Raw genomic sequence first — 12,436 nt, 5'->3', positions numbered from 1 at the left:
GTGATTTTGCACCCGTCCGTGTGAAAAGACCGACGGAAGGGAACACAGGCGGAATAAAAGAACACAGAAAGAAAGAGAAAAAGCAAAAATACCGACAACATGAAAAACGCAAACCGCCCGAAAAGGGCCTTCCCGGCCACCAATCCGTATTTTGGTGCAAGGAAGCCCCTTCTCGGGCGATTCGTTTGACAATTTGACAAATTGACACAACCGTCAATCCCCATCAACAAAACATTTCAAGGAATGTAGGGGCGACCGGTCTGGTCGCCCGGTCCAACATATTCAATTGACAATGGACAATGGACAATTGACAATTATCGCCTTGTGGTCTCGCCTGACACGCCCCACGCCTCACGCCGCATGGCAATTGTCAATTGTCCATTGTCAATTGTCAATTGAAACGTTGTCAATTGGACGGGAACGTTCCCTCCACCAACCCGTTGAGGTAGACCTCCAGGTTCGTGTACGAAGGAGAGAGACGGTACGTCGCGCCGTCCGTGGCATCGGACGGGTTCAGCCCATGTGCCCTTTCCCAGTCGTCGGGCATGCCGTCGCCGTCGGTGTCCAGGGGTGCGTCCGTCTGACGGTAGGTCTCCCAGCCACCCACGTCGGAGGGCTGGTCGATCATGCCCAGCGTACTGCCGTGAGAACCCTCGTAGGTGTACGTCCCGGCGCGGACCTCCCCGACGATGCGCGTGTCCTGCTTGTCACGGTGGAGCGAAGCGCCGGCATGACGGAGCACGGACTCGTAGGCATCCCATGCCGGCTGCAGGGTGGTGTGTTCGGCAATGGTGAAGGGCTGCGACGCCAGCACCTCGGAGGCAGGGGCGAAGTCGTTCTTGATGACGAAGCCGGCGGCGTTGTCCTTGTTGAGCCGCATGATGGCCTTACGCTTCTTCTCGTCGAGTGCGGGGCAGGTCGGGTCCATGTAGTTGCCTGCCAGGTAGAACACGCCGTGCGTGCCCTTGACGTTCTCGTTCTTGCCGTCGTCCGCGTAGGCGGTGAAGAAACGCTTGTAGGACGACTTGGTGGCGGTGTAGGGTCCCGGCTTGTAGTAGTTGTTCAGGAAGTTGTAGGAGCCTCCCTCGCCGGCATACGCGCCGTCGCTGCCGAAGTTGTAAATCACGTTGTTGAACAGCTCCACGCGCTCCTCCTCGGGCTTCCCGTTGAAGCGGCTGCCACAGAGGCGCGGGGTGCGGTTGGTGTGGTGCGCCAGCAGGTTGTGGTGGAACGTGGCAGGCGAGCCTCCCCAGATGCCACCGTAGCCGTGCGCCCCCTTCTCGTGGATGGAGTGCACGAGGCTCTCGCTGATGAGGCACCACTGGAGGGTGAGGTTGCTGTTGTTGTAGAACGTGGCACACTCGTCGGTGCTCCAGCTCATGGAGCAGTGGTCGATGAGGATGCCGCGGTGCCCGTGGAAACCGTTCATGGCATCGTCGCCCTTCTGGCGGATGTCCGCCCCCATGCGCGAGCGGATGAAGCGGATGATGACGTTGTCCGCGGAGATGCCCAGCGTGTAGTTCTTCAGGCAGATGCCGTCGCCGGGGGCGGTCTGTCCGGCGATGGTGAGGTCGCCGTTGTTAATCTTCAGCGGTTCCGTCAGTTCGATGATTCCGCTGACGGCAAAGACGATGGTGCGCGGTCCCTTCTTGCGGACTGCCCAGCGCAGGGTGCCCTCCGACCCGTCGTCCTTGAGCGAGGTGACGGTGTAGACGGCTCCTCCTGCCCCACCGGTGACATACTTGCCGGCCCCGTCGGCTCCCGGGAAGGCGGGCACCGTGGAACGGTCCGGCGTCGGATAATTCGCTTGTTGCTGTGCCTGCACGGGCAGCAGCGCAAAGGCTCCTGCCAGCATCAGGACAGTCATACTCATGGTTCGTAGTCGCATAGTCTTTCTGTTTTTCAATTGCCCATTGTCAATTGTCAATTGTCAATCATCAATTGTCAATTGCCGTAGAGGTTCTCCACCAGTCCGTTGTAGTAAACCTCCAGGTTGGTGTACTCCTTGCTCAGATTGTAGGCGGCGCTGTCGTCCCGGTCGGGGTCGAGCCCGTGCGCCCGTTCCCAGGCATCCGGCATGCCGTCGCCGTCGGTGTCCTTCAGCGTCGTTCCGGCATAGGCGGGCCAACCGCCCACATCCTGCTCGTTGTCGATGATGCCGTAGTTGCTGCCGTTGCTGCCCGGAGCGGTGAAGTCGCCCCGACGGACGTTCTCCACGATGCGGGCATCCACGGCGTCACGCTTCAGCGAGGCACCTGCCAGGCGGAGCACCGACTCGTAGGCGTCCGCGGCGGACTGGGTGAAGGCGGCAGCGTCGGTTGAAACGGCAAACTCCTTGGCTGCCAGCAGGGCGTCCACGCCTCCCGACGGCAAAGGTACACCATTCCCCGTGTTCGGCTGCAAGCCTTCGCGGTTATTTTTATTGACAGCCTCGAGCAGTGGCTTCCAGGCGGAAGGGAGGGACGGACAGGAGTCGTCGAAGAAATTCCCTGACAGGTGGAACGTGCCCCACACGCCGCGCGGGTTCTTCTGCTTGCCGTCGTCGCCGTTGGGCGAGAAGATGCGGTTCACGATGCCCTTCTTCGTGGCGGTGGAGGGTCCCGGCTTGTAGTAGTTGTTCACGAAATTAAAACTTCCGCCTTCTCCGGCATAGCCGCCGTTGGTCGGTCCCCAGTTGTAGAACACGTTGTTGCGCAGGTCCGCCTTCTCCTCGCCGGGGTTGCCCAGCGTGCGGCTGCCGTTCAGGCGCGGGGTGCGGCTGCTGTGGTGTGCCAGCAGGTTGTGGTGGAAGGTGGCAGGCGCACCTCCCCAGATGCCGCCGTAGCCGTGCGCCCCCTTGTCATGGAGCGAACGGGCGAGGCTCTCGGCGAGGATGCACCACTGCATGGTGAAGTTGCGGTTGTCGTAGAAGGAGGCACACTCGTCGGTGCTCCAGCTCATGGAGCAGTGGTCGATGAGGATGTCCCGGTGTCCCTTGCCCCAGATGGCGTCGGCGCCGTCCGCCTCGGTCCCTTGCAGCCTGTCCGCCCCCATGCGGAAGCGCAGGAAGCGGATGATGACGTTGTCGGCGGCAAGCATCACGGGGTGGTAGCGCAGGCAGATGCCGTCGCCCGGGGCGGTCTGTCCGGCAATGGTCAGGTCGCCGTTGCGTATCACCAGTTCGCTCGTGAGGTCGATGGTGCCGCTGACGGCGAAGACGATGGTGCGCGGTCCGCTCTGCGCGATGGCGTGGCGGAGCGTCCCCACGGAGTTGTCGTCCTTGAGCGAGGTGACGACGTAGACCTTCCCTTCCGCCCCGCCCTTGACGTAGCGGCCCGCCCCGTGTGCGCCGGGGAAGGCGGCTATCTGCGAGCGGTCGGGCTTCGGGTAGGTGGGCAGTCCGGGGGTGTCCGGCGTGTCGGTGCCGCCGGGGGTCTCCGGTTGGGGCTTATCGGACGGCTGGGGGTCGTCGCCCGAGCAGGCGGTGCCCCCCGCAAGGAGGGCGCCGCACAGGAGTGTCAGTATCAGTCGGTTCATGCTCATGGCTTCAGTCGCTCAGGTTTCCATACTTGTTGGCTGCACGGACGGTGTAGGTGCCGTCGGCCGAGGGCACGGTGTAGGTCGTCTCCGTGGTCTGTCCCAGCAGGACGCCGTCGCGGAAGACGAGGTAACACACCGCCCGGTTCAGCCCGTCCCAGGTGAGGGTCGTCCCGTCGAGGGCGACGTGTGCGGGGGCAGGCAGATGCTTGTCGGTATAGTACGAACGGGGGTCCCATCCGTCGTCGGCGGTGATGATGGCGTCGTAGGTGTACTTGGCGACGTCGGCTGCATCGAGGACGATGTTGCCCGGGTAGGGCACTTGCTTGCCACCGACGGCAAAGGTCGTCTTGCGCCGGCTGGTGTCAACCGGGTTTCCTTCGGCATCGGTCGTACCGTACTCGCCGTAGACCTTGGGCAGGGCGCCCATGTCCATCCAGCCGGTAGGGTCCAGGGAGACCTTGCAGCGGGTGTCAATCCACACGGCGACGGGCTCCTGCTGCCAGGGGCGTCCGAAGAAGGTCGTCCCGTTCGCCGAGGGCAGTCCGTCGACGGTGCATCCGCGCATGATGTGTCCCCACGCCGTGCCGGGGAAGTGGGCTCCGGCGGTCATCACGTTGCCGCTCGTGCCGACGTTGAAGAAGGTGCTCCGTTCCACCAGCAGGTTGCCGTTGCCGTAGAGGTAGTCGGTCTTTCCCTCAATCCAGCAGCTGTCGGCGTAGTTACGGTTGTTCAGTCCCCTCCACTTGTCGCTCTGGTTGTTGCGCACCCACCAGGTGTCCTGATAGGAGACCATGCGGCAGTTGTAGAGCGAGATGCGGTCGGCGCGTGTCATGAGTGCGTCCGCCTGTCCGTTGGCTGCGCGTCCGCCGTAGACGTCGGCACGTGCGCCGTAGAGGTTGACGAACGAGAGGTTCTCGGCATGGAAGTCGCTCGCCAGCACGAGGCAGACGGCTTCGTTGGCAGAGGTCAGTCCGGTCGTTGCCTGGTAGTCGGGGTTGTATGCCGAGTACTCCCATCCCTCGGGCTTCGGCGTGGCAGGGTCCTTCCACTGCACGCGGTTCAGGAGGAACTGGATGCGTGTGCCCTCGCGCGACTGCCCGATGAGGTGTATGTAGGGCTTGTTCGCCGGGATGGTGATGCACTCGTTGTACGCCCCGTCCGCCACGAAGATGAGGTAGGGCTGCGTGGCGTTCGCGGGAGCCTGGTCGATGGCTGCCTGCACGCTGGTATAGTCGCCGTGCCCGTTGGCGTCGACGATGGCGTCAAAGGGGTGCGCCTCCACGCGTACGGGGAGGTTCAGGTCCAGTCCGCTGAATGCCTGCGCTCCGTCCATGTCGGTCAGTGCGCCCTCGGGGATGAGCAGGCGGATGTGGTCAGCCAGCGGCAGGCTGTAGTGTGCGCGCACCACGTTGTCGGTGATGATGACGCGCACCGGCGTGCCGTTGAGGGTGATGTCCGTGTTCGGAGCCTGACGGACGGGCTTCGAGAAGGTCAGTTCGATGACGCCCTCCGTGGGGATGTTGTCATCTTCGTGCGGTGTGTATGACAGCAGGGTGAGTGCCGTGCCGTCCACCGCCTTGTCGTCCTTGCACGCCAGCGCCAGCACGCAGAGCAGCACCACGGCAAGGTTCTTTCCGATGGTTATGATTTGGTTCATGGATGAATGAATTGTTCGGTTAATGAGTTTCATTACTTCTCCCACCGCGGGTCGCCGAAGGCGGCATATTCCGTCGGTTTCACACGGAAGTCGCCTGCGCCGGGGTTGGCGAAGAGGTCGGCATCCTTCAGCTCCAGCTTCATCTCGCCGATGGACGTCTCGAAGGGGCAGTCGGCCGACACGTAGAAGTCCTTGCAGGAGTTCACCGTCGCCGTGGCGATGTTCTGGAAGAACTTGCTTCCGGTGAAGCCACCCATGAGCGTGCGGCTGATGTCGAGCGTGAAGCCTGCCTTGTTGTTGTCGAGGAAGGCGTAGGTGAAGCCGTAGAAGGTGCACTGGTCGATGACCACGCCGACAACGTTGCCGCCCTTGTTCTGCAGGAGGCACTTGCCCGAGCTGTGGGGCACGTAGGTACACTTCTTCAGGGTCACCGTGCCGAGCGTGAGGCCCGAGCCTTCCTGCGACACGAAGCCGTAGCTGCCGATGTTCCTTATCAGACAGTCTTCCGCCACGATGTTGCGGAGGGTACCGGTGCTGTTGCTGCGCAGTCGGAACACGCCGCGTGCCTCGTCGAGGACGCAGGACGTCAGGCTGACGGTGTTGACGTCCGCCTTCGAGCCGTTGAAGTCAAAGAGGTAGTTGTTCGTGCTGCCGTTGGCGAAGAGGTTGAGGTTGTAGAACTCCACCGCGTCCATGTTGCCCAGGAAGCTCAGTCCCTTGGTGCGGAAGGTGTGTGCCTTCTGAGCCGTCACCACGTCGCCGCCCCACACGAGCAGGGAGGTGATGGAGGCTGGAATCTTCGCCGTGCCGCTGGCGGTCAGGTCGACATCGCCCGTCAGGACCACGGCTACCTTGCCGCTGTGGCTCGCCAGGGCAGCGTCCCACTCGTCGGCGTTGCCGACGTTCACCTTCGTGTAGTCGGCAGGGATGTCCGCCCACGTCTTGAAGGTCTGGAGGGCACGGACGGTGCGTCCGCGCATCACCGCCACGGTGTAGGTGGTGCTGCCCTTCAGCCCCGTGAGGGTCAGTTGGCGTGCCTGTACCTGTGCGTCGGTCAGGGCGGTCTGCGGCTGGTCGGCGGGATAGACGTCACCCTCGAGGAGGACGTAGCCCGTCAGTCTGCCGATGTTCTCGCCCCAGGTGAAGGTCACCCTCCGGGCAGCGGCGTCGACGGTCACCTCCGAGTCCGCCATGACGGCAGCCTTCGTCTGCACCTCAAGGGTGCCGCGCCGGGTGTCGCCGTTGTAAATCATGAAGGTGTAGGTCACCTTCGGGTCGAGCCCGTCGATGAGCACCTCGCCGGCGGCGCGTTCCTCGGCGGTCAGCTCGCGGACGGCAGGTTCCTCTTCGTCACGGACGTACTCGATGCGTGTCGCCTCCATCGCGGCATCCCAGGTGAGGCGGACGGACTCGTCCGTCACGTCTTCGTCGGCGACCTTGTGGAATATCTGTTCGGCATCGGTGGTGAACTTGAACTTCTCCGGGTAGACCCAGCGGGACTCCTTGCCGTCGCTCACTGACTTGATGCGGAGATAGTAGGTCGTCTCGCCCTTCAGTCCGGTGAGGACGTAGGGCGAACGGGTGATGGAGCCGTCGGTGCCGTAGAGCAGGCTTCCGCCTTCGCCCATGGCGCGGTCGTCGTAGAGCGAGTCGGTACTGACTTCGATGAGGTAGGACTGTGTCTTCGGCGTAGCCTCCCACTCCACGGTGGCGGAGAGGGCTTCGGGCTCAACGGAGAGCGACGCCTGCCGTGTGCCGAAGAGGCGGTCGAAGGACGGGTCTGTCGACCAGTCGTTGACATCGCTGCAGGAGGCGATGCCGGTGGCAAGCAGGAACCCGAAGGTCCCCGTGCCCAGTATGTGGATGAGTTGTTTCTGTTTCATGACGTTCTGCTTGATGGGTTAGAAACCGTATGAGTTCTGTAGTTTGCCGCCCGATGCGGAGAGGGTCGTCGAGGCAATGGGCATCAGGTAGCGGTTCTTCACCTTGACGCCGTCGCCCACCAGACCGGAGGAGATGGACGGGAGGTTGGTCTCCAGCTGCTGCTTTTTCGTGGCGGTACGCTCGCTGCCCCAGAAGCTCACCTCCTTGTCGTAGTCCTCCTTGGTCTTTCCCTCGGGGAGGCCGTGCCACGTGACGGTGCTGAAGTCGATGCGTTTCTTCGTGCCGTCAGTGTAGTTGAAGTAGAGCTTCGCGGGATAGCCGGCGGTCTCGTCGTTCATCTCGCGCAGGTAGTCCTGCTTGAACTGGAGTATCTTCTCCGCCAGGAGGTTCCAGCGGATGAGGTCGTACTTGCGGAAGCCTTCGCCAGCCAGCTCCCAGGCGTTCTCGTCGACAATCGCGTTGAAGAACGTCTGCTTGTCTGCCGACACGCGGTCGATGTAGCGGTCCGCCTCCGCCTTTGCCTCGGCGTCAGTGAACGCACGCAGGTGCACCTCGCGCAACGCCTCCTTGGCGGTCATGCCTGCATCCCCGGGATAGGAACCCACGGGACTGCCCGACAACTCGTTGAGCGTCTCGGCGTACATCAGCAGCACCTGGGGATAGCGCATGCGCACGCAGTTGATGCCGGTCATCCACTTGGAGTAGCCGGCGGCTGCCGAACGGAGGGCACGGTCGGTGATGGCGGAGTTCATCTTGCGGACGTCCCACTTGCCGCAGTAGAGTTCAAAAGGCTTGTTGCCCATCATGGTCTCCACTGCGCCGTTGCTCTCCTGCCGGAGGTCCCACGGGCAACAGGTGATGTCGCGGCGCGTGTCTCCCGGCTGGTAGGACCAGAAGAGCGTGGAGGTCATCTTCTGCTTGCCCGAAGAGTTGCCTCCGAAGTCGGTCGTCTTGTTGGTGCGGACGCCGATGGTGTAGCCCAGCTCACCGGTAGCCTCGCCGAAGGGCACCTCAAAGAGGTTCTCGCGCCAGGTCTCGTCGAGCTTCAGCTGGTTGAGCAGGTACCACTCGTTCTCGAAGGAGGGGTTGAGGTTGTGCGTGGGGTCCTGGATGACCGCGGAGAGGTGTGCCAGCGCCCGTTCGTAGAGCGCCTTGCGTGCGGCTGCCCCGGGGCGTTGCGTCGGGTAGACGGGGTCGGTGTAGGCTGCCGTCTCATAGCCCTCCTTCGCCTGTTCGCGGATGACCCATCCGGCGCGTGTCAGGGCAATCTGTGCCAGCAGGGCGTGGGCATAGCCCCGGGTGACGCGCTCGGTCGTGTAGGTACTGTTCGTGCCTGCCCAGGGCAGCAGCTCGATGGCCTCGTCGAGGTCGTTCATCAGCGTGTCGAGGATGACGTCGCGGTCGGTCTTGCCCAGGTAGGCGTTGGAGAGGTCGGGCTTGGAGGATTCGAGCTTGAGGGGGATGTCGCCGAAGAAGCGCACGAGGTCGAAGTAGACCATGGCGCGTATCGTCAGTGCCTCGCCCTTGTAACGGCGCATGGCAGTGGCGTCGGCGCCCCCAGCATGGAGCAAGGGGCTCTTGTCGATGCCCTCGATGGCGAGGTTGGCGTTCTCGATGATGCCGTACATGGCGTCCCAGAGCCGCGCGATGCGGTTCCAGCCGGCGAAGGAGTTGTAGTTCATCACGCCACGCTCGTTGCTTGCCGTGGCATTGTCGCCCAGTCCGTCGATGAGCTCGCAGTCGGTGTTGGTGCTCCAGACGATGGGGATTGCCTGCGAGTAGGTGTCATCCTGCGCCATGGCGCCGTAGAGCTTGTTGATGGCAAGCCCGGTGTAGTACGCCGAGCCGAAGACGTTCTGTCCGGTCATCTCCGACGGCGAAGTCTGGTCCAGGAAGTCGGAGCACGACGTGGCGCCCAGCAACCCGGCAGCCAGACAAAGAATCTTGGTGATATGTTTCATAAGTCGTATACGTTTGCGGTTAGAATGAGATGTTGATGCCTCCCACGTAGGAGCGGCTCTTCGGGTAGGCGGCGTAGTCGATGCCGGGGTTCAGCGGGTTCTTGCGGCTGCTGGTGTCCACCTCGGGGTCCGCGCCGCTGTAGCCGGTCCAGCAGAAGAGGTTGTAGCCGGTGAAGTAGAGGCGCACGTTCTGCAGGAAGGCCTTCTTGACCCATGCCTTGGGCAGGGTGTATCCCACGGTGAGGTTGTTCAGGCGCAGGAAGGAGGCATCCTCGACGGCGTAGTCGATGAGCTGCATCCGGGTCACGGCGACGGGGCTCCACGTCGAGGCTCCGGCGTTCAGCTCGTTGAGGCGGTTGATGATGCCGCGCTCGCCGCCGTAGGTGTCCAGCACCTGCGAGTTGGGACGCGCCAGGTTCATGCCGTTCGCCGGGTCGATCCAGGTGTAACGCTTGCCCAGGGCGAAGTCGTCGTTCAGGTTGTAGTTGGGCGAGGTGCCTGCGAAGAAGGAGGTGATGAGCTTCGTGCCGTTGATGATGTCCCCGCCGAGCGAGTAGTTGAAGAAGGCGTTGAAGTCGAAGTTGCCCAGTGTGCCGTTGAGTCCGAAGCCGCCGGTCCACGGTGCGACGGTGTTGCCCAGCCGCTGCTTCACGGGGTTGCCGTCGGTGTCGGTCACGAGCTTGAGTCCGCCCGGATAGAGGGCGCCGCCGGTGATGGAGGCGCTGTTGTCCCGTACGCCATCCTTGAGCACCCAGCCCGTGCCGTTCATGATGAGCTCGCCGGTGGGGTTCGTCACGGGGTCATAGGCGGTGAAGAAGCCGTTCGTGCGGTAGCCCCAGACCTCGCCCACGCGTCCGCCTTCCTCGACGGGGAAGTTCTCATACTTCTCGATGTTCGAGCCGGACCACGAGTAGTTCTGCGACCAGGGGTTATCGGACGCGAGCTTGTCGATGCGGTTGCGGTTGTACGCCACGTTGGCGGTGAAGTTCAGCGTCGCCTGCTTCGTGTCGAGAATGACGGCGTTCAACGTCAGCTCGACGCCCTTGTTCGAGGTCTGGCCCATGTTCTGGTACTGGTAGTTGTAGCCGGTGTTGGAGGGAATCTCCGCCTGCATCAGCAGGTCACGGGTGGTGTTCCAGTAGAAGTCGAGCGAGCCGCTGAGCCGGTTGTTCCAGAAGCCCCAGTCGACACCGACGTTGCGGGTGATGGTGGTCTCCCACTTCAGGGAGGGGTTGTAGAGGTTCCGCCCGAGCTCGATCATGTTGCCCTGCGTCTCGCCGAAGTAGGGGAACTTGTTCGCGCTGCCGGCTGCCGAATAAGTGGTGTAGATGAGGCCGGACTTGATGCGGTTGTTGCCGGCGGTTCCGTAGCTCAGGCGCAGCTTCAGGTTCGAGAGCCAGCCCTTCGTGCCTGCCATGAACTTCTCGTCGGAGAGTCGCCAGGCAAAGGCGGCAGAGGGGAAGACGCCCCAGCGGTTGCCGTCGGCGAACTTGCTCGACCCGTCGGCACGCACTGCCACGGTGAAGAGGTAGTTGTCCGCCAGCGTATAGTTGACACGTCCGAAGAACGAGAGGAGGTTGTCGTCGGCGTCGATGGTGGTGTTGTTCAGGTAGGGCGTGCCCAGTCCGGTGTTGGCGAGGACCTCGTCGATGGTCATCGACACGGGGTAGTTCACGGAGACGATCTCCTTGTCCTTGCCCGCGCTGCTGTTGACCTCATGACCGAGGAGGACGTTGATGCGGTCCCTGCCGCCGAAGAGCTTCCTGTTGTCGTACGTCAGGGTGTTGGCGTTGCGCCAGGTGCGGCCGGTGTCGTGGTTGTAGGAGTGCTGCGGCTGTCCCATGCCGGGCCAGCGTGAGTTGGCGGTGGCGTCGGAGCCCCATGCCTGCTCGGTGTCGTCGTAGTCCCAGCGGTAGCCGAACTCGGAGCGGAAGGTGAAGCCCTTGAACGGCTTCCAGTTCAGCCCTACGTTATAGTTCTGTTGCAGGCGGCGGCGCTTCTTCCAGGTCGCCAGGAGGCGTTCGAGCGGACTGCGCCGTGTGCTGACGGCATCCTCGGTGTTGTCCGTGTCCTCGCTGAGCTGCCGGACGGGTGCGAAGCGTGCGGCGTTGAAGACGATGGAGGTGGCGGCGTTGCTCTCGTTGGTGTCGGCACCGCCGCTCAGTCCGTCGAGCACGCTGTAGCTCAGGCGGGCGTTGAAGTCGAGCGAGAGCCACTTGTTCAGCTCGGACTTCAGCTTGGCGTTGACGTTGTCCTTGCGGTATCCGGAGGCGAGCATGATGCTGTTCTCGTCGCTGTGCGAGTAGCTGACGTTGTAGGTCAGGTCCTTGTTGCCGCCGCTGACGTTCAGGTTATACTGGAGCTGGTTGCCCGTGCGTCCGAAGATTTCGTCCTGGTAGTCCGTTCCGGGGACCGAACGCCAGATTTCGAGGTCCTCGAAGTTGCCGTACGTCTGGTTGCCCTGCTCCCACTGGTAGTACGCGTAGTCATAGGGGTTGAGCACCTTGGTCATCTTCGTCACCTTCTTCCAGCCGTAAGATGCGCCAAAGTCCACCTGGGTCTTTCCCTCGCGTCCGCTCTTCGTGGTGACAATGATGACACCGTTGGCACCACGTGCGCCGTAGATGGCGGTCGACGAGGCATCCTTGAGCACGTCGATGCTCTCAATCTCCGAGGGAGCGATGTCGCTGATGCTCGACACCGGGAAGCCGTCGACGATGTAGAGGGGGGAGTTGTCCTGCGAGAGGGAGCCGCCGCCACGTACGCGTATCTTCACGTCGGCGTCGGGCGAGCCTTCCGTGGTGGTGATGTTCACGCCGGCGAGCTTGCCGGACAGTGCCTCGGTGACGTTGGCCACCGGGACGTTGGCGAGGTCTTCCGCCTTCACGGACGAGACGGACCCGGTGAGGTCACGTTTCTGCACCGTGCCGTAGCCGATGACCACGACCTCGTCGAGCGTCTTGGTATCTTCCTCCAGCGTCACGCTCAGCGGCTGTTTGGCATTCTCCACACGTACCTCGCGCGTGCGGTACCCGATGTAGGAAAAGACAAGGGTTGCTCCCGGTTTCACGCCCGTGAGCTTGAAGTTGCCGTCAAAGTCGGTCACAGCGCCTGCCTTGCCATCCTTCACCTTCACGCTCACGCCGATCAGCGGTTCGCCCGAAGCGTCCTTGACCGTGCCCGAGAGGCTTTGTCCCTGAGCAAAGGCGGTGAAGCTGCATGTACCAGCCAGCAGGACAGCCGACATGCGGCCGACCATCATCTTCATGTCAGTCATAAGAATAAAAAGTTTTAGGTTATGGAAACGGCTCTTTGCTACCGTCCGTTCCAGGTTATGTTAGATAGATTACGATTCATCAGGCAAACGGCGCAAAAATAAGGGATTGAGCGCACACGCGCACAGGAAACTTGTCAA

Annotated in this window: 6 protein-coding genes; all 6 read right to left on the bottom strand. The window is 62.5% G+C overall.

Annotated elements, in window-relative coordinates; all coding sequences use genetic code 11:
- Positions 1-406 precede the first annotated feature (406 nt).
- The 6 genes from C8275_RS03150 to C8275_RS03125 all read right to left on the bottom strand — a co-directional run bounded on the left by C8275_RS03150 (position 407) and on the right by C8275_RS03125 (position 12,298).
- Positions 407-1,855 carry a pectate lyase gene (locus C8275_RS03150; protein ID WP_106625706.1) on the bottom strand — a complete coding sequence of 483 codons (1,449 nt, stop codon included), beginning with the start codon at positions 1,853-1,855 and terminating at the stop codon, positions 407-409.
- Positions 1,856-1,944: 89 nt separating this feature from the next.
- Entirely contained in the window at positions 1,945-3,516 is a 1,572-nt protein-coding gene (locus C8275_RS03145) for a pectate lyase (RefSeq protein ID WP_106625705.1), read from the bottom strand.
- A gap of 10 nt (positions 3,517-3,526) precedes the next feature.
- Positions 3,527-5,176 (bottom strand): pectinesterase family protein, encoded by a 1,650-nt coding sequence (locus tag C8275_RS03140; RefSeq protein ID WP_157948151.1) that lies wholly within the window; start codon positions 5,174-5,176, stop codon positions 3,527-3,529.
- Positions 5,177-5,208: 32 nt separating this feature from the next.
- Entirely contained in the window at positions 5,209-7,059 is a 1,851-nt protein-coding gene (locus tag C8275_RS03135; RefSeq protein ID WP_106484066.1) for a DUF5123 domain-containing protein, read from the bottom strand.
- An 18-nt stretch (positions 7,060-7,077) separates the two neighbouring features.
- Positions 7,078-9,021 carry a RagB/SusD family nutrient uptake outer membrane protein gene (locus tag C8275_RS03130; protein WP_106484065.1) on the bottom strand — a complete coding sequence of 648 codons (1,944 nt, stop codon included), beginning with the start codon at positions 9,019-9,021 and terminating at the stop codon, positions 7,078-7,080.
- Between the two features lie 19 nt (positions 9,022-9,040).
- Positions 9,041-12,298 (bottom strand): SusC/RagA family TonB-linked outer membrane protein, encoded by a 3,258-nt coding sequence (locus tag C8275_RS03125; RefSeq protein ID WP_369860887.1) that lies wholly within the window; start codon positions 12,296-12,298, stop codon positions 9,041-9,043.
- Positions 12,299-12,436: the final 138 nt, after the last annotated feature.

Origin of the sequence: Bacteroides sp. Marseille-P3684 (genome assembly GCF_900291465.1) — a bacterium.
Lineage (GTDB): Bacteria > Bacteroidota > Bacteroidia > Bacteroidales > Bacteroidaceae > Phocaeicola_A.
Note: the sequence above shows the minus strand (reverse complement) of the source record. Positions and strands in the feature narration are given on the sequence as shown.

Bases quoted from the DNA above. Each gene is read 5' to 3' on its own strand.
- C8275_RS03150 (WP_106625706.1), bottom strand. From the start codon at position 1,855: ATGCTGGCAGGAGCCTTTGCGCTGCTGCCCGTGCAGGCACAGCAACAA.
- C8275_RS03140 (WP_157948151.1), bottom strand. From the start codon at position 5,176: ATGAACCAAATCATAACCATCGGAAAGAACCTTGCCGTGGTGCTGCTC.
- C8275_RS03145 (WP_106625705.1), bottom strand. From the start codon at position 3,516: ATGAACCGACTGATACTGACACTCCTGTGCGGCGCCCTCCTTGCGGGG.
- C8275_RS03130 (WP_106484065.1), bottom strand. From the start codon at position 9,021: ATGAAACATATCACCAAGATTCTTTGTCTGGCTGCCGGGTTGCTGGGC.
- C8275_RS03135 (WP_106484066.1), bottom strand. From the start codon at position 7,059: ATGAAACAGAAACAACTCATCCACATACTGGGCACGGGGACCTTCGGG.
- C8275_RS03125 (WP_369860887.1), bottom strand. From the start codon at position 12,298: ATGACTGACATGAAGATGATGGTCGGCCGCATGTCGGCTGTCCTGCTG.